The organism is Blastomonas sp. (assembly GCF_046294995.1).
GTDB lineage: Bacteria > Pseudomonadota > Alphaproteobacteria > Sphingomonadales > Sphingomonadaceae > Blastomonas.
The window spans coordinates 73800-89304 of sequence record NZ_JBKBOG010000010.1; the positions used below are offsets into that span (position 1 = coordinate 73800).

The window sequence follows — 15505 nt, forward strand, 5'->3', positions numbered from 1 at the left end:
GAGGATCGCGAAAGAGAGCTGGAGCCGGTCAGGCGGTATTCGGCGATTTAACAAAGCCTGACAAAACTCACGCATCGGAGGTGCAACTCCGATGCGTGAGCGTGACAACAATGAGTGCGTGTGAAACAATCATGCTGACCCCGATCGCAGTCTGCTTTCGGAGCAGCATGGTTATGACCCTTCGAAAGAGGATTATCAACCATGAAGACCTCCATCTACACCTCCGTCTCGGCGCTTGCGCTGATGTTCGCCGCTCCTGCCATGGCGCAGAGCATTTCCGACATTAACCAGCTTGGCAACGGCAACGGCGCCACTGTCGCTCAGGTCGGCAGCAACACCTCCGACATCGACCAGGACGGCAACGGCAACGTCGCCAGTGTCGGCCAGACCGGATCGGGCAACGTGTCGACGATCGACCAGGATTCGCTTGGTGCAGGCGCATTCGTGACCCAGACTGGATCGGGCAATAAGTCGACGATCACCCAGGTTGACGCTTCGACCAACAACTCGATCAATCTGCCGGAAGATCCTGAATCGACGGTCTCGCAGAACGGAACCGACAACGAATCCATCGTCAACCAGAATGCTGTCGCTCCCGGTTTCAATCTGGTGGGTAACGTCACGCAGACTGGTGCCGACAACTTCTCGAACATCGACCAGGACGCGATGGGCCCCGGATTCACCGGCAGCATCCGCACCAATGTTACTCAGACCGGTGATGCTGATTCGAATATCGTTCAGGTGGCTCAGAACCCAGGCGCTCGCAATATCTTTGCAACCGTCAACCAGAACAGCTCTTGGTCGGACATTCAGCAGACCGCTTCGGGCGCCAATGCCATCGGACTGACTGCCAATGTGACCCAGCTCAGCGGCTCGACCTCCGACATCAGTCAGACTGCTTCGGGCGATGACTCTGGCGATCTGTTCGCTTCGGTGAACCAGCGCAATGGTGCGACGTCGAACATTACTCAGACCGCTGCCGGCGAGGCTTCGGTCACGCAAGATGCGATCGTCACCCAGAACGGTGCCAGCACGTCGAATATCACGCAGACCTTCAACAACGATGGATCAAACAACTTCCTCGCCATCGTCAATCAGAACGGCGAAGGCAACCTGTCGAACATCACCCAGCGTGACCAGGGCTTCGGTACCATCGGGAACGCCGATGGCGGCCTGATTGCCAATGTCAACCAGGTGGGCGACGATAACACCTCCAATTTGGTCCAGGAAAACAAGTCCGCCAATGCCGATATCGACCAGACCGGCAATGGCAACGGTTCGGATGCGTTCCAGGGTACTGCTGGTCAAAGGCTGATCGTACTGCAGTCGGGTAACATCAACAGCTCGGTCAGCACGCAGACCGGCCTGAACAACTCGGCCGATATCCTGCAGGCTGGCACCGGCACGAAGTCTGTCGTGACGCAGACCGGCCGCAACGATCTGGCGTTCGTTGATCAGCTGGTAGGCTCGGATGGTTCGACCTCCACCATTGTGCAGACCGGTGCAGGTGGTCAGCGCTCAGAAAATGTAGCCGACGTGACTCAGTCGGGCTTCGACAACACCTCGTTCGTAAGCCAGGACGGCTTCAATAGCACCGCGTTGGCAAACCAGTCGGGTGCGGGCAACACCAGCAACATCATCCAGACCGGAACGGTTGATGGCTTCGGCAACTTCGCCAGTGCCACTCAGTCGGGCGATGGCAACCTGTCCGACATCACGCAGAACGGTTCGCTGAACTCGGCCACTGTCACCCAGTCGTCGAACGGCAATGTGTCCGACATCATGCAGACGGGCAACAACAACACGGCTGTCGTGACCCAGGGCAGCGTCATCAACTGATCGTTCAAAAGCCCCGGCGCTTCCTATCCTGGAAGCGCCGGACATTTTTGGCATTTAAAGGAATTTCGATATGAAGAAGCTTCTTATGATCGGCGTATCGTCGATCGCACTGCTCGCCGCGCCTGCGCTGGCGCAGAGCAACACCTCCACTATCGACCAGAGTGGCGCATTCACGAACGCGACCGTCGTTCAGTCGGGCAGCAATGCCACGTCGGACATTGAGCAGGCTGGCGTCAACACGACGGCATCCAGGCAGGTCTTTGCCAAGGTCACGCAGTCGGGCAACGGTGCTGCCTCTGCAGTCAACCAGAGCGGTGAGCGCCTTGAAGCAGAGGTCACTCAGGTAGGTGACAGCACCTCCGTCATCAACCAGGCCGGCATTTCCAGCGAAGCCGAAGTCAGCCAGACCGGCGACGGCAACAGCTCGTTGATCAATCAGAATGGCAACAGCAACGGCGTTGGCGCTGCATTTTCCGGTTCGCCTGCTGGTGTCTCCACCGGCGTCAATCAGACCGGCGAAGACAACTTCTCCACCGTCGATCAGGATCCCGGTTCCTTTAACCGGGCAGCTGTTGACCAGTTTGGCGACCGTAACAGCTCGACCATTCAGCAGGAATCGCGCGGCAGCGCCGGCGCTGGTTTGACCCGCGCAGACGTCAATCAGCTGGGCGACGATAACTCTTCGGTCATCCAGCAGAACAGTGCCGTCCAGCCTGCACGGCAGGACGCGACCGTCAACCAGAACGGTACGTTCAACAGCTCAACGATCGTCCAGACCGGACAGGATAACGAAGCAACGGTTGGCCAGCAGGGCCAGAACAACGTCTCGACGATCAACCAGTCGGCTGTCGCTCCGGGTGCATCGGCAGAGGTTTTGCAGACGGGTGGCGAAAACCGTTCGAATGTGAACCAGTCGGGCGCAGCTTCCGCGTCCGTGACGCAGAGCGGCACCGAAAATGGCTATGGCCTGGCTCCGCCGAACAACGATTCGTTCGTGACCCAGACTGCCGATGGCGCTGATGCCATCGTGTCACAGACCGGCGAACTCAACCTGTCGACTGTCACACAGAATGCTGAAGCGTTTGCTGACGTATCGCAGGAAGGTGTCTACAACCGTTCGACCGTGACCCAGACTGCCGACAATGCATCGGCTACCGTCATTCAATCGGGCGATCCGGCATCGGGTGGCCCCGGCGTTGGCCAGGGTGACAACCTGTCGGTCATCACGCAGAGCGGTGGTTCTTCGGCGTTCGTTACGCAGACTGCCGACATTGCGACCAACGGTTTCCCGTCGAACGACTCGTTCGTTTTGCAGACCGGAGACAACTCGCTGGCGACCGTTACGCAGACCGGAAATGACAACGAATCCGATGTTTCGCAGACCGGCGACAACACCGCTTCGGTTACCCAGGACGGCACCGATCTGACGTCGAGCGTGACGCAGACCAGTGCGAATGCCACGGCAACCGTGCTGCAGGCAGGCAGCGATAACCTGTCGACCGTTCTGCAGCAGGATGATGCCGGCGGCACCGTCTTCGTCGATCAGTCCGCTTCGGGCAACGAATCGTCGGTGACGCAGACCTCGGTAAATTCGGACGCCAGCGTGTTCCAGAGCGGCGACGACAACCGGTCGATACTGACCCAGGGCCGCAACAACGGCAATAACTTCCAGACCAATGGTCAGGAAGCTCTGATCGACCAGTCGGGCGACCGTAACGTCTCGCTTGCAGCGCAGAGCGGATCGAGCGGCAACCTCAACGTCAACCAGTCGGGCAACGACAACCTCTCGGATGTCAATCAGTCGGGCTTTAACAACGCGAGCGGTGATGCGAATGACGTGAGCCTGGCTGGCGTCGATCAGATCGGCGACAGCAACGTAGCGCTGATCACGCAGTCGGGTCAGCTTGGAAGTGCCCAGATCGAGCAGATTGGCGATGCCAACACCAGCTCGATCACGCAGTTCGCATCGGGCAGCCTCCCAGGCAGCCGCAACATGGATGCGACTTCGATCCAGGGTGGCAACAACAACGACAGCACCATCACCCAGACCAACAGCCTGAATGCAACCCCGGCCGGCAATTTCGCTTATGCCGATCAGCAGGGCAACTTCAACAGCTCGCTGATCGAACAGGATGGCGTCATGCTTGAAGCCAACCTCCTGCAGGAAGGCGACAACAACCTGTCTGATATCGACCAGACCGGCACCGGCAACACGGCCACTGTTTCGCAGTTCTCTAGCGGCAATGACTCGTTTGTGACCCAGTCGGGAAGCAACAATACGGCAACGGTTACGCAGGGAATTCCTGGCGTTAACTAAGGCATAACGTTTCTAGCTGGCGTCTTGACAGGGGCGCCAGCCGGAACTTTCTTTTCGAAAGTAATGTCATGAAAAAGCTTCTTCTCCTCAGCGCCTCGTCGCTGGCACTCCTCACCGCGGTTCCGGCCGTAGCCCAGAACAACACCTCGACCGTCACCCAGACTGGCACCGATGGCGACGTCATCGTTGGCCAGAGCGGCAGCAACGGCAAGTCGACGGTCACCCAGGGCGGTGACAATAACTCGGCGACGCTGACTCAGTCGGGCCACTTCAACGAATCGCAGATCGAGCAGGACAACGGCACCGGCAGCAGCGATGACAACAACACCGCTGAAGTCACCCAGTCGGGTGCGGACAACTTCTCGCGCGTCGTTCAGACCAACGATTTCTCGACCGCCACGGTCGCGCAGTCGAACCTGGGCAATGACTCGCTGGTCACCCAGAGCGGCGATCTCGACAACGCCGACGTCAACCAGAGCGGCCAGGACAATGAATCGACCGTAACCCAGTCAGGCAACCTGAACGCCGCGAACGTCGACCAGAGCGGCGACTACAATGAATCGACCGTTACGCAGAGCAGCGGGCTCAACCAGGCCGTTGTCACGCAGACCGGCGGATACAACGAATCAAAGCTGGTCCAGACCGGCCTCGGTGCCAACGTTGCCAACGTCCTGCAGGCGGGATCAGACAACGATTCCGACATCATCCAGGGCGGTGCCGGCAACGGCGTGGGCAGCTCGACCGCAGCGGGCGTCGTCCAGCTGAGCGATGGGAACGAAGCAACCGTGCGTCAGGCCGGCGGCCTGCACGAAGCCTTCATCGAACAGAAGATTGGCAACGACAACATCGCCTCGATTGATCAGGGCGCCAATGCCAGCTCCGACCACACTGCCGACATCCGTCAGTCCGGCTTCCAGAACACCGCTGACATCGTGCAGCGTGGATTCAACGAAAATGCCGACGTGATTCAGACTGGCTCTGAAAACATGGCAACGGTCGATCAGGGCGGCGGCATCGGTCGCAACCACAATGCCTTCGTCAATCAGGGCGGCGGCGACAACACTGCGGACATCGCCCAGCGCGGTGAAAACCAGACCGCAACGATCGCTCAGCCCGGCAGCGGCAACGCTGCTGACATCGATCAGGGCCGTGACCGTGCCAGCGGCCTCGCTGGACTCTTCGACGGCGGCTTCGGCGAAAACCAGGTTGCCAGCATCACGCAGGGCGGCAACGACAACACTGCAAGGACCACGCAGCGTGGCGAAAGCCAGAGCGCAATGATCGAGCAGATCGGGTCGAACAACGTCGGTGGCGGTCTGTTTGCCTTCGGTGCAGAGATCATCCAGGGCGGCGACAACGGCAGCGACAACTCCGCGTCGATCATGCAGATCTCCGACGCCAACCGTGCACTGACCAACCAGCAGGGCACCAGCCTGGCTGCCAACGTTTCGCAGGGCGGCAACGGCAACAACGAAAGCACGATCATGCAGACTGGCAACGGTGGCGCGGTTCTGCTGAATGCCAACGTGATCCAGAATGGAGCGAACAACGTCTCCGGTATCGATCAGGGCGGTATCGGCCAGACTGCCAATGTGAGCCAGCTGGGCGAAGACAACCTGTCTGACATCGCACAGGCCGGTTCGGGCCATATTGCCAACGTGACGCAGAACTCGAACGACAACCAGTCGTTCATCAACCAGGCGGGTACCAACCACATCGCCACCGTCACTCAGGGTCTCTAAGACCTGCTAGCCTCGAAGCGATCCTGCACCCGGCTTGCCCAGGGTGCAGGGTCGCCAAGAGGTCTTTCAAAGGACTTCAATCATGCGCACTTACATTGCAAAGTTCAGCCTAACAGCAGCGGCTTTTGTCATGGGGGCGCATGGCGCAACGGCACAGCAGACCCCGAGCGGCCCCTGCGATGGCCAGACCACCGGATCGTGCAACGCCCGAGCCCTCACCCAGCCGATCGATGTTTCTCGCCCCGCCCCGCTCAGGACCAGTGCCTACATCACTCAGGTTGGTGACCAGAACCAGGCCAGCATTACACAGAACGCAGGTCAGCAATTCGCCAGCATCGCGCAGAACGGCGAACGCAATTCGGCCACAGCGCAGCAAATGGGTGACGGCGCAGCATATCTCGAGGTCGATCAGGGCGGCCTGCTCAACTCTATCGTCGTAGCGCAGGACGCAGCGCCCGGCGGCACCAATGTTGCACTTGTTGAACAATTCGGAGAGAACAACGTCATATTGCTTGACCAGACCGCAACAGCCGGTAGCGCAAATGGTGCTGTGCTCGCGCAGAATGGATCCGATAATCACATGAAGTTGCAGCAATCTGGATCCGACAACCGCGCTGAGTTGGTACAACTGGGTGACAACAACACCATGACCGCGACCCAGAACGGATCTGACAATCAGCTGCAGTGGGTGCAGCAAGGCAACGGCCTTTCCGATCTGCAGATCGTGCAAAGTGGCAGCCAGGCCATGTTGATCGTGCAATCGAACGGAGGCAGTTGATGGCACGCGGGCTTTCCCCCCATACCGTCTATTCGTTCATTCCGACATTGCGGCAACTCAGGCGCTTTGCCCTTTTGGTAACCCTCGTCTTGATCGCGGTGGCATCGACCCAGATGATGCCCGGCGCATCGGCGCAGCAGGTTGACGATACAGGCCCCGCAACCAGACCGAGCGGTGATCGCAGCCAGGCGGTATCGAGCGAACAGGCTATGCCCTCGGATCGATCGCTCCAGGTTCCCATCGTCTCAGCATTCGAACCGGTAGAGACCCGCGACCTCACCGATGCCACCCAGATTACCCTTCGAGCCGGAACGCCCTCCCCTGCGCCGCAATTGACATCACCGGGACAGGATCGCGGGCAGCTGGCGCTCCAGCGGCTTGAAGGCGCCGATGCCTGCGACGATGTCCAGGATGCAGACAGCCCCGGCATATGCGCCAATCCGATCGAAGCCCGCGCCAGGGATTTCGCGGGAAAACTTCAGCCGCAGCTGTCCGCCGAGCAGCGCCTCCTGGCCCAGCAATTTTCGGCTCCCGCATCCGGTGATGCGCCCGATGGCACCGCGCGCCGTTTGGCTGCGGGTCGCAATGGTGAAGTGAACAACGAAGACCTCGCGATCGCTGCGGTCGTAACCTCGGGACAAGCCACTGCAGCGGCTCTTCCGGAGAAGGATGACAGCAGCCAAATTCCAGCCGACGCAACCGATGCGATCGATGCGATCTTGGGAGTGATCAATGCCCCTCAACCTCGCTAACGCGCGCTGGACGGCGGGGTGGATGACAGCCGCTTTCTGCATAAGCACAGCTTGTGCTGCCCCCATCATCGAACAGAGTGCCAATGCCATGCCCGATCCATCCCAGCATCCCGTTATCCTGACCGTGGAGCAGCACGGAACGCTGGTGGAGGCCAAGGTGCTGTCTGCCGCACCATGCGACTGCGCGGGCAAGTTTCGCATAGAATCGCAGTCGGGCACGTCCAACCGCACCGCCAATACCAGCTCGTTTCGAAATCTTGGCGAAGCCGGGCAGGTGCTCAGCAACATCCGCTTCGGACATGGCGGCGAATGGGACGTCAAGTTGATCGTGTCGATCGAAGGCCGTGAAGATTACACGTTGCAGCATTCGTCAGCTGTCGATTGACGCATTGCGCATGATTGTAATTTCGAGTGAGTTCGACCAACTTGACGCGTACATAGCGGAGGCGGCTCTCGGTAATATCAGCTGGACAGAATGTCTTGAATCGGTGGCGCCCCTGGCGGGAGCTGAGTCTATGTCGATGGACCTGGTGCTCGGGAGCAACCAGGCAATAAAATCGATGGGAACTTTCGGGTTCGACCAAGCCACGGTCGCGGCGTATTCCGAATACTACTTCCAGATCGATCCCCGTATGGCGTTCATTGAGCAAAATGCCAGCAACGGCGCGATCATCGATGAGGACATCCTCCAATCGAGCATGCCCGGAAGCAACGGTGAATTCTGGTCGTGGCTGGAATCCACCGGAGCGCCCAGTCAGGCCGCTGCCCTGGTGCTGCCATGCGTCGAGAACGCCAAGATCGTGCTGGCGATTCACCGCGACAAGGCCAACGCCAAATCGAGCGATCAGAGAATATTCCTGACAAAGTTCTACGACAAATTCACGGCGATCAATGCGACCATGCGGCGCGAAACCTTGAAGACCGGTGATGTGAGCAACTGCGCGATCCCATTGCGGCACATCGACTCGTTCAAATTCTGGCTCGATGAGAATCTGGTGGTTTCCCAGGGCAACGAGCATATCCGGTATCTACTGGCTTTGACGGGGATTGCGCGCCTGGGTGACGAAATGCAGCTCGAGCCGCTCGATCCGGATTTCCATGCGGCCATACTGAGCACCGTTCACAGTCTACCGCCGCAAGAGGCGATCCATCTCGCGCATAAATCGAGTATCTGTGACACCCTTGTGAGCATCAGCACCACGTTTGGCGATGTTTCTACAAGGCTCGCTGAAGTTTCGATCACCTATGTCAAGCACTCCGTCGAGCGGGAAAAGGTGTTCATGGCAGCGTTTGGGCTGACGCAGCGCCAGGCGCAGTTGCTCAAGATCATCCAGCAGACGTTCACGCTGGAGGACGCTGCCCGGCAGATGTCGATCACCAAGAATACCGCGCGCGTCTTCTTGGGCCAGATCTACGACCGCACGGGCGTCCACAGCCGCTTTGATCTGCTGCGGCTGAGCGAAAAGTTCTCCTGACGCCTTGTACCCTCGGATAACGCTGATTGTGCCTTCGCACCGTTGTGTCATCCAGAATCTTATGTCATACAGAATGCCATTAGATTGCTGGTGGGGGAGATGACATGCGGGTTTTGAGAACGCCGGAAAGCCGGTTTGCAGGCATCACGGATTTCCCGTTCGCACCCCATTATGCCGAAATCGCCGATGCGCTCGACGGGACCAGGCTTCGCGTGCATTACGTCGACGAAGGGCCGCGCGATGCGCCGGTGGTGCTGATGATGCACGGCGAGCCGACTTGGAGTTACCTTTACCGCCACATGATCGGCCCGGTGGCCGCCGCAGGCCTGCGGGTGGTAGCCCCCGACCTGATCGGCTTCGGGCGATCGGACAAGCCGGCGCTCAAGAGCGATTACAGCTATGCCCGGCACGTCGCCTGGATGCGCCGATGGGTCGAAAAGCTCGACCTCACCAACATCATCCTTGTCTGCCAGGATTGGGGCTCTTTGATCGGCTTGCGTCTCCTGGCCGAGATGCCTGAGCGCTTTGCGGGTGTCGCGCTGTCCAACGGCGGGCTGCCTGCGGGGCAGGACGCGCCGCGCGCCTTTGCCATCTGGAAGGCGTTCTCGAAATGGAGCCCGGTGTTCCCGATCGGCAGGATCATCGCCAAGGGCACCGCGCGCGAACTGTCAAATGCCGAGATCGCGGCCTATGATGCCCCCTTCCCCGACAGCAGATACAAGGCGGGTGCGCGCATCTTCCCGAGCTTCGTGCCGCTGGGCCCCAACGTCGCCGTGCCCGACCAGCTCAAGGCGTGGGAGGTGCTCGACCGCTGGGAAAAGCCGTTCCTGTGCTGCTTCAGCGATCGCGACCCGATCACGCGCGGCGGCGACGCGTTGTTTGTCGGCAGGGTACCGGGAACCGCAGGCCAGAGTCACCGGACGTTGAGCGGCGGTCACTTCATCCAGGAAGACGACCCTCATGGTTTCGTCCGCTGCATCCTCGATGTCGCCGGACAGACGATCGGCTGAGCGCTACTCTTCGACCAGATCGAGATAGGCGACAACATCGTTGTCGGTGGCGATATACAGGCCTTCCTGAACCTCGGCGCTCTGCTGCGCAGCGATGTGCAGCGCTTCGGACAGCGGTCCGTAGAACAGGCTGCTGGTCGCCCCGCCCTCGACATCGCCGTCGAGCAGGTAGAGCCTGACGCTGACCGAACCGGAGGTCGAGCGCATCAGTCCTTCTCCCGCCGCGCGCCATCGAGCAGCCGTGCTGCGCGGGCGCTTTCTGTTGCCTGCGTTGTGCGCTCCGCCTTGGTCTGGCCGAACTTGGCGCGGTTTGCTGCTGCTGTCGCCTCAGCCTCCTTGCGCTTTTGCGCTTTGCGCGCCTGACGCAGATTGATGATCTCGGCCATCAGCCGTCCTGCCCTGCCCGCTCCGACATCTCGATGAACTGCCGCGCCAGATCGCGTTCTGACCGTTCGGCAAAGGTTTCGTCGATGTCGGGCGCCCGGCCGAACATGAACAGCATGCACCAGATGGCAAATCGCGAACCGGGATCGGCCGCCATGCCCAGATCGACCTGCATCCGCTCGATCGCTGCATCCACTGCCTGCGGGGCGATGGCGGACGGATCGCGCGTGCCGAAATAGCGTTCGAGCTGGTCTTCAAAGGTCATGGCTGGTCCCGCAAGGTGCTTCAGGATACCTTTTACGCCGCATCGGGATCCTTGTGCAACCAGTCGGCATGCCGCGGCGCCTTCTTGGTGCGGCTCCACTCCTCGAGCATCAGCGGGGCGACGCGCTTCAACTCGGCATAATGCTCGGGCTTGCCGATGTTGCACGCCAATTCGACACGGTGGCCGTTGGGATCGAAGAAATAGATCGAGCGGAAGACGCCGTGGAAGGTCGGGCCGAGCACGTCGATGCCAAGCCCTTCGATATGCGCTTTGGCGGCCATCAGCGCGTCGAGATCGGCAACCTCGAACGCGATATGCTGCACCCATTCGGGAGTGTTGGCATCACGGCCCATCTCGGGCTGCTCAGGCAGCTCGAAAAAGGCCAGCACGTTGCCGCCGCCGCAATCGAGGAACACGTGCATGTACGGATCATACGCGCCGGTGGAGGGGACATGGTCTTCCGAGAACGCGCTGGTGTAGGTCATGCCCAGCACGTTCTCGTACCATTCCACCGTCTGCTTCGCATCGCGGCAGCGATAGGCGACGTGGTGAATCCGCGTGAGGGCGAACGGCGCAATCATTCGGCAGGTTCCTGCACCTTGAGCACGCCGCGGCGCATCTGGTCTTCTTCCATCGATTTGAACAACGCGGTGAAATTGCCGTTGCCGAAGCCCTCGTCCTTCTTGCGCTGGATGAACTCGAAGAACACCGGGCCGATCGTCGGCTGGCCGAAAATCTGCAGCAGCAGCCGGGGGTCGTTGTTCTCGGTCGATCCATCGAGCAGGATGCCGCGTTCCTGGAGTTCCGCGACGGGCTCGCCATGGCCGGGCAGCCGCTCTTCGAGCGCTTCGTAATAGGTTGCAGGCGGCGGGGTCATCAGCGGAGCGCCCATCGCCTTGATTCGGTCCAGGCATCCGATCAGGTCGTCGCAGATGAAGGCGATGTGCTGAATGCCCTCGCCGTTATAGGCGCGCAGGAACTCGTCGATCTGGCCGCCGCCCTTTGCGCCTTCCTCGTTGAGCGGGATGCGGATCTTGCCATCGGGCGCGGTCATCGCGCGGCTGGTGAGGCCGGTGTACTCGCCCTTGATGTCGAAGAAGCGGATTTCGCGGAAATTGAACACGCGCTCGTAGAACTTGGCCCAATGGTCCATCCGGCCACCATAGACGTTGTGGGTCAGGTGATCGATCATCTTGAACCCCGCGCCGACGGGATGGCGATCGACGCCGGGGAGGTATTCGAAATCGATGTCGTAGATCGACAGTGCATCGGGATTGTCGAGGCTGGCATAGCGATCGACCAGATAGATCATCGCGCCGCCAATCCCACGGATAGCAGGCAGGCGCAGTTCCATCGGCCCGGTCTTGGTTTCGACCGGCTCGGCACCGCGGTCGAGCGCCTCGCGATAGGCGATGTGCGCGTTCTTAACGCGGAAACCCATGCCGCAGGCCGATGGGCCGTGTTCGGCGGCAAAATAGGCTGCGGGGCTGGCTGGCTCGTAATTGGCGATCAGATTGATGTCGCCCTGCCGCCAGAGATGCACATCCTTTGAGCGGTGCCGGGCAATGCGAGTGAAGCCCATCGCGGTGAACACCGGCTCGAGCAGGCCCTGCTCGGGCGCGCAAAACTCGATGAACTCAAAGCCATCAAGGCCAAGCGGGTTCTCGAAAATATCGGCCATCGCAACAGTCTCCACATGATTTCTGGTTGCAGCAACGATATGCGAGAGACAAACTGGTGTCAAATGAAACCATATTGCCGACGGCTACATCGGAAGAAGGCAACACAGACAGGGGGCTGGCGACCAACCTGGAACACCAGGTCGCCACCCCGCACCTAAACGCTCCAGCTTACGCAACCGAGACCCCGGTTGCTCGTTATGGCTTTGATAAGACGCGCACATTTTTTCAATTGGGATCGCGTCGATGGTAAATGCTGCGGCAACGCAGCGCGCGCATCTGCAGATAAGAACAGTACAAGCATGATCGAGATTATCTACATCCGCAACGAATGCGTCGATGGATGGGAATGCTGGGACGGCTCTCTGGCTGAAGCGAAGGATCTTGCCGACAGGGCCGTAAAGGCTGACCGGGACCTGAGGGTGGAAGTCCGGGAAGACGGCCGCAAGCTGTCTGACCATCCAAGGATCATACGCATGTGCAGCAACGCTGGAGCACCCTGACCGGGAAAACCGGTTCCCCCATCGCCGAAATCAAAAGGCCTCCCGCACGGCGATGCGGAAGGCCTTGAAAATCCTGGTGCGCCCGGAACGATTCGAACGTCCGACCCTCAGATTCGTAGTCTGATGCTCTATCCAGCTGAGCTACGGGCGCGTTGGAGTTGGGCACATAGTCAGCGGTCCGATGGTTGGCAACATCTTTTTGGGCCAAGCCGCGCTTTATTCCGCGTCATCCCGCTAGCGCCGGGATTGCGCGATGGCGGCAAGCAACGGCAGATCGGCCGGCGGCATCGGCAGCGACGACAGTTCGACAACCGTCGCCCAGCGAATCGCGGTTGCGTGGAGCGGTTGCGGCTGCCCTTCCCAGCGCTCACACCGGTACAAAAGCAATATCAGATGCCGCTGACCCAGTGCATCGCTTGCAAAGGTCAACGGAGCAAGATCGTCGGGAGCAACCACGATGCCCAGCTCTTCCATCAGCTCGCGCGCCAAGGCCGCTTCGGGTGTCTCGCCAGGCTCTATCTTGCCGCCAGGAAACTCCCACAAGCCCGCCATCGCCTTGCCTGGCGGGCGCTGCTGCACGAGGACCCTGCCCTGGCCGTCATCAAGCAACGCCGCCACAACGGGGAAGAGTGTCGGAAAAATTTCCATGTCGGTCGCCCCTTTTAACCTTTCGGAAACGCGGTTTTGCGAAATTGCCGTGGGGCAAGCGGGTCCCCGGAAAGTTTCGGAACCACGATGCGCCTGATTTTCTTCAGATTGGCCAAATCGAAACGCGGGGCAACCGCAATCGAATACGGCCTGATCGTGGCGCTGATCGCGATCGCCTGCATGACCGCGGTCAACTCGGTGGCGGACAATACGATCAGCATGTGGGGCTATGTCAAAACCAACATCGTGCCGAAGCAAGACTGAGGTGTCGGAAAATCAGACACCCCCGCAGCATCTTAGGAATATCGTAAGCATTTCGATTTAAACCCGATCTTGTCCGATCACTTTTTGAGGATGGGACGGGGAAGTGAAGACCTCAAACAGGAGACCTGACATGAAGACCATTCGCAACATTCTCGGCAACAAGAAGGGCGCCACCGCCATCGAATACGGCCTGATCGCCGCCCTGATCGCCGTCGCAGCCATCACCGCGATGACCTCGCTGGGCACCAACCTTTCCAACACGTTCACCACCGTGAGCACCAAGTTGACCACGACTCCCTGAGCCGTATTCAACCGACTGACGAAAAAGGGCGGCAGCGATGCCGCCCTTTTTTTGTCTTACGTCGCTCAATAAGTGACGATCTTGACCCTCTGACCCGGCGTCAGGCGCGCATTGGATGCCAAGCCATTGAGGGCAAGGAACCGCTCGACCTGCAGATTGTCGAACGCCATCCGCCCGGCGAGCGTCTGGACGGTGTCAGCAGCCCCGATCGTGACCACCCGGACCCGCCTGGGTCTGATTGCCGCCGCCTCGTTGCCGGCCAGCCTGCGTACGCTCTGGTACATCGGAGTGAACAGGCTGCTTCGCCCGGCAGGCGTAATCGCGGCGAAATGATAGGCGCGATCATTGCTGAAGCTGTAGGCGAATACCGTTACTTCCATCGTCTGCCGATTCGCCACCACCTGCGCCGTGGCGTAGGCCGCCGGCAGTCCGTTGATCGTGGTCCGCTGGATCGCGCCAGGGTTCAGCTGCTGAGTGCCACCGACCTTGCGAAACACCTCGCCAACATATCGCGAGAGATCGCCCGAGTAGGCCGCGGTGCTGAATTGCGCCTGCGCGGACTGACCGCTGATCGCGACCGCGCTGGTGCCGTTCTGCATCGCAAACCCCTGCGGCACCGAAAACTTCAGTCCCAGGTCCGGGTGCAGAAACTCCCTGCCCTGCACCATGCCCTGCTTGGGATCGTCTCCGTAGAGCAGACCATCTATCCGTGAGAGAAAGGCGTCGCGGTTGCGCTGGGTGCCGCTGAACCTGGCAGCCGCATTGGCGGCCCGGCTGACCCGCCGAGCAGGGTCGGGGTGGGTGCTTGCCCATGCGGGGACCGATCGCGCATCGCTGCCCTGCGCACGGCTATCGATCGCCTGCTGGGCGGCAAGCGAGGCGAGCATCGACGATAGCGCCTTGGGGTCGTAGCCTGCGCCGCTGAGATAGCGAATCCCCAGGTCGTCGGCCTCTTCCTCCTGCTTGCGCGAATATTTCAGCGTCAGCAGCTGGGTACCGGTGCCGAACACCTGCTGGCCAAGCTGGCCCGCAGCGCCATCGCCGAGCAGCACCGCTGCGCCAATCTGGCCCAGCAGCCCGATGATGCTGTTGCGCTGGGCCGCCTGCTGCCGCTTTTCCGAGTGCCGCGCGGCGACATGGCCGACCTCGTGGCCCAGCACGCCGGCCAGCTCAGCCTCGTCATTCATCAGCGCGAGCAGCTGGCGGGTGACGTAGACATAACCGCCCGGGATCGCGAAGGCGTTGTTGACCGGCGAGTTGAGCAGCGTGACGGTGAAATCGTCGCGCGCATTGCCAAGGCCGGACTGCACGGCAATTCCCTTGCCCACCTGCACCACATAGGATGTCTGCGGCACCTGATAGGCGCCGCCGAATTCCTCGAGCAGCTTGGGGTGAACTTCGGCACCCTGGCGTTTTTCGGATGCCGTGATCGACTGCGCCTGCGCCACCAGAGCCTCGGCGCGCGGCGCGATCGTGCCGGTTGCCAGCGCCGTGATCCCCAATCCCGCTGCTGCGGTGATCGCCATAACCCTGATCCGCTGTGCCATC

The 15505-nt window shown here is 60.4% G+C and carries 19 protein-coding genes and 1 tRNA gene; 10 read left to right on the top strand and 10 right to left on the bottom strand.

All coding sequences use genetic code 11. From position 1 onward, the window contains the following. The first annotated feature begins 201 nt into the window (after positions 1 to 201). The 4 genes from ACK4R0_RS11970 (at position 202) to ACK4R0_RS11985 (ending at position 6676) form a co-directional block, all read left to right on the top strand. On the top strand, positions 202 to 1839 hold the full coding sequence (locus ACK4R0_RS11970) for a beta strand repeat-containing protein (RefSeq protein ID WP_409674168.1): 1638 nt from the start codon (positions 202 to 204) through the stop codon (positions 1837 to 1839). Positions 1840 to 1909: 70 nt separating this feature from the next. After that, complete coding sequence (locus tag ACK4R0_RS11975) at positions 1910 to 4156, top strand: beta strand repeat-containing protein (RefSeq protein ID WP_409674169.1); 2247 nt, start codon at positions 1910 to 1912, stop codon at positions 4154 to 4156. A gap of 68 nt (positions 4157 to 4224) precedes the next feature. After that, the gene (locus tag ACK4R0_RS11980; protein ID WP_409674170.1) at positions 4225 to 5898 is read left to right on the top strand and encodes a beta strand repeat-containing protein; all 1674 of its coding nucleotides are present in this window, start codon (positions 4225 to 4227) and stop codon (positions 5896 to 5898) included. Positions 5899 to 5980: 82 nt separating this feature from the next. Further along, the gene (locus ACK4R0_RS11985) at positions 5981 to 6676 is read left to right on the top strand and encodes a hypothetical protein (RefSeq protein ID WP_409674171.1); all 696 of its coding nucleotides are present in this window, start codon (positions 5981 to 5983) and stop codon (positions 6674 to 6676) included. Between the two features lie 28 nt (positions 6677 to 6704). On the opposite strand, the gene ACK4R0_RS11990 is transcribed toward ACK4R0_RS11985, so the two are convergent. Together ACK4R0_RS11990 and ACK4R0_RS11995 are read right to left on the bottom strand one after the other, a co-directional pair. Next, positions 6705 to 6917, bottom strand: coding sequence for a hypothetical protein (locus ACK4R0_RS11990; protein WP_409674172.1), 213 nt, complete (start codon positions 6915 to 6917; stop codon positions 6705 to 6707). A 97-nt stretch (positions 6918 to 7014) separates the two neighbouring features. Next, positions 7015 to 7518, bottom strand: coding sequence for a hypothetical protein (locus ACK4R0_RS11995; RefSeq protein WP_409674173.1), 504 nt, complete (start codon positions 7516 to 7518; stop codon positions 7015 to 7017). Here ACK4R0_RS11995 and ACK4R0_RS12000 point away from each other — a divergent pair. The 3 genes from ACK4R0_RS12000 to ACK4R0_RS12010 all read left to right on the top strand — a co-directional run bounded on the left by ACK4R0_RS12000 (position 7517) and on the right by ACK4R0_RS12010 (position 9913). Beyond that, positions 7517 to 7813 carry a hypothetical protein gene (locus ACK4R0_RS12000; protein ID WP_409674174.1) on the top strand — a complete coding sequence of 99 codons (297 nt, stop codon included), beginning with the start codon at positions 7517 to 7519 and terminating at the stop codon, positions 7811 to 7813. The two genes, ACK4R0_RS11995 and ACK4R0_RS12000, sit on opposite strands and share 2 nt — an antisense overlap. A 130-nt stretch (positions 7814 to 7943) precedes the next feature. Beyond that, entirely contained in the window at positions 7944 to 8903 is a 960-nt protein-coding gene (locus ACK4R0_RS12005; protein WP_409674175.1) for a helix-turn-helix transcriptional regulator, read from the top strand. A 104-nt stretch (positions 8904 to 9007) separates the two neighbouring features. Beyond that, on the top strand, positions 9008 to 9913 hold the full coding sequence (locus ACK4R0_RS12010; RefSeq protein WP_409674176.1) for a haloalkane dehalogenase: 906 nt from the start codon (positions 9008 to 9010) through the stop codon (positions 9911 to 9913). A gap of 3 nt (positions 9914 to 9916) precedes the next feature. Here ACK4R0_RS12010 and ACK4R0_RS12015 read toward each other — a convergent pair whose 3' ends face one another. The 5 genes from ACK4R0_RS12015 to hppD are packed head-to-tail and all read right to left on the bottom strand — an operon-like array spanning position 9917 to position 12243. Beyond that, positions 9917 to 10120 (bottom strand): hypothetical protein, encoded by a 204-nt coding sequence (locus tag ACK4R0_RS12015; protein WP_409674177.1) that lies wholly within the window; start codon positions 10118 to 10120, stop codon positions 9917 to 9919. Continuing rightward, positions 10120 to 10299, bottom strand: coding sequence for a DUF4169 family protein (locus tag ACK4R0_RS12020; RefSeq protein ID WP_409674178.1), 180 nt, complete (start codon positions 10297 to 10299; stop codon positions 10120 to 10122). Before ACK4R0_RS12020 ends, ACK4R0_RS12015 begins: the two co-directional genes overlap by 1 nt. Then, positions 10299 to 10562: a hypothetical protein gene (locus ACK4R0_RS12025; RefSeq protein WP_409674179.1), complete on the bottom strand. Its 264-nt coding sequence runs from the start codon at positions 10560 to 10562 to the stop codon at positions 10299 to 10301. Before ACK4R0_RS12025 ends, ACK4R0_RS12020 begins: the two co-directional genes overlap by 1 nt. A 32-nt stretch (positions 10563 to 10594) precedes the next feature. After that, on the bottom strand, positions 10595 to 11143 hold the full coding sequence (locus ACK4R0_RS12030; protein ID WP_409674180.1) for a VOC family protein: 549 nt from the start codon (positions 11141 to 11143) through the stop codon (positions 10595 to 10597). Beyond that, positions 11140 to 12243 carry a 4-hydroxyphenylpyruvate dioxygenase gene (gene hppD / locus ACK4R0_RS12035; protein WP_409674181.1) on the bottom strand — a complete coding sequence of 368 codons (1104 nt, stop codon included), beginning with the start codon at positions 12241 to 12243 and terminating at the stop codon, positions 11140 to 11142. The genes ACK4R0_RS12030 and hppD overlap by 4 nt, the downstream gene beginning before the upstream one ends. A 300-nt stretch (positions 12244 to 12543) precedes the next feature. Here hppD and ACK4R0_RS12040 point away from each other — a divergent pair, with 300 nt between their 5' ends. After that, positions 12544 to 12744, top strand: a complete 201-nt coding sequence (locus ACK4R0_RS12040) for a hypothetical protein (protein WP_409674182.1) — start codon at positions 12544 to 12546, stop codon at positions 12742 to 12744. A 74-nt stretch (positions 12745 to 12818) separates the two neighbouring features. Here ACK4R0_RS12040 and ACK4R0_RS12045 read toward each other — a convergent pair. Continuing rightward, positions 12819 to 12895 (bottom strand) — tRNA-Arg (locus ACK4R0_RS12045). Positions 12896 to 12978: 83 nt separating this feature from the next. After that, on the bottom strand, positions 12979 to 13392 hold the full coding sequence (locus ACK4R0_RS12050; protein ID WP_409674183.1) for a (deoxy)nucleoside triphosphate pyrophosphohydrolase: 414 nt from the start codon (positions 13390 to 13392) through the stop codon (positions 12979 to 12981). An 87-nt stretch (positions 13393 to 13479) separates the two neighbouring features. Here ACK4R0_RS12050 and ACK4R0_RS12055 point away from each other — a divergent pair, with 87 nt between their 5' ends. Beyond that, positions 13480 to 13656: a Flp family type IVb pilin gene (locus ACK4R0_RS12055; protein ID WP_409674184.1), complete on the top strand. Its 177-nt coding sequence runs from the start codon at positions 13480 to 13482 to the stop codon at positions 13654 to 13656. A gap of 130 nt (positions 13657 to 13786) precedes the next feature. Further along, positions 13787 to 13957 carry a Flp family type IVb pilin gene (locus ACK4R0_RS12060; protein ID WP_409674185.1) on the top strand — a complete coding sequence of 57 codons (171 nt, stop codon included), beginning with the start codon at positions 13787 to 13789 and terminating at the stop codon, positions 13955 to 13957. A 65-nt stretch (positions 13958 to 14022) separates the two neighbouring features. Here the strand turns inward: ACK4R0_RS12060 and ACK4R0_RS12065 are convergent, their stop codons facing one another. Further along, the gene (locus tag ACK4R0_RS12065; RefSeq protein ID WP_409674186.1) at positions 14023 to 15504 is read right to left on the bottom strand and encodes a M48 family metalloprotease; all 1482 of its coding nucleotides are present in this window, start codon (positions 15502 to 15504) and stop codon (positions 14023 to 14025) included. Position 15505 lies beyond the last annotated feature (1 nt).

Coding starts and splice junctions, on each gene's coding strand:
- hppD (WP_409674181.1), bottom strand. CDS start 12,243: ATGGCCGATATTTTCGAGAACCCGCTTGGCCTTGATGGCTTTGAGTTC.
- ACK4R0_RS12020 (WP_409674178.1), bottom strand. CDS start 10,299: ATGGCCGAGATCATCAATCTGCGTCAGGCGCGCAAAGCGCAAAAGCGC.
- ACK4R0_RS12060 (WP_409674185.1), top strand. CDS start 13,787: ATGAAGACCATTCGCAACATTCTCGGCAACAAGAAGGGCGCCACCGCC.
- ACK4R0_RS12050 (WP_409674183.1), bottom strand. CDS start 13,392: ATGGAAATTTTTCCGACACTCTTCCCCGTTGTGGCGGCGTTGCTTGAT.
- ACK4R0_RS11995 (WP_409674173.1), bottom strand. CDS start 7,518: ATGGCATTGGCACTCTGTTCGATGATGGGGGCAGCACAAGCTGTGCTT.
- ACK4R0_RS11985 (WP_409674171.1), top strand. CDS start 5,981: ATGCGCACTTACATTGCAAAGTTCAGCCTAACAGCAGCGGCTTTTGTC.
- ACK4R0_RS12065 (WP_409674186.1), bottom strand. CDS start 15,504: ATGGCACAGCGGATCAGGGTTATGGCGATCACCGCAGCAGCGGGATTG.
- ACK4R0_RS12005 (WP_409674175.1), top strand. CDS start 7,944: ATGTCGATGGACCTGGTGCTCGGGAGCAACCAGGCAATAAAATCGATG.
- ACK4R0_RS12040 (WP_409674182.1), top strand. CDS start 12,544: ATGATCGAGATTATCTACATCCGCAACGAATGCGTCGATGGATGGGAA.
- ACK4R0_RS12010 (WP_409674176.1), top strand. CDS start 9,008: ATGCGGGTTTTGAGAACGCCGGAAAGCCGGTTTGCAGGCATCACGGAT.
- ACK4R0_RS12015 (WP_409674177.1), bottom strand. CDS start 10,120: ATGCGCTCGACCTCCGGTTCGGTCAGCGTCAGGCTCTACCTGCTCGAC.
- ACK4R0_RS11990 (WP_409674172.1), bottom strand. CDS start 6,917: ATGGGAACCTGGAGCGATCGATCCGAGGGCATAGCCTGTTCGCTCGAT.
- ACK4R0_RS11970 (WP_409674168.1), top strand. CDS start 202: ATGAAGACCTCCATCTACACCTCCGTCTCGGCGCTTGCGCTGATGTTC.
- ACK4R0_RS12025 (WP_409674179.1), bottom strand. CDS start 10,562: ATGACCTTTGAAGACCAGCTCGAACGCTATTTCGGCACGCGCGATCCG.
- ACK4R0_RS12030 (WP_409674180.1), bottom strand. CDS start 11,143: ATGATTGCGCCGTTCGCCCTCACGCGGATTCACCACGTCGCCTATCGC.
- ACK4R0_RS12055 (WP_409674184.1), top strand. CDS start 13,480: ATGCGCCTGATTTTCTTCAGATTGGCCAAATCGAAACGCGGGGCAACC.
- ACK4R0_RS11980 (WP_409674170.1), top strand. CDS start 4,225: ATGAAAAAGCTTCTTCTCCTCAGCGCCTCGTCGCTGGCACTCCTCACC.
- ACK4R0_RS12000 (WP_409674174.1), top strand. CDS start 7,517: ATGCCCGATCCATCCCAGCATCCCGTTATCCTGACCGTGGAGCAGCAC.
- ACK4R0_RS11975 (WP_409674169.1), top strand. CDS start 1,910: ATGAAGAAGCTTCTTATGATCGGCGTATCGTCGATCGCACTGCTCGCC.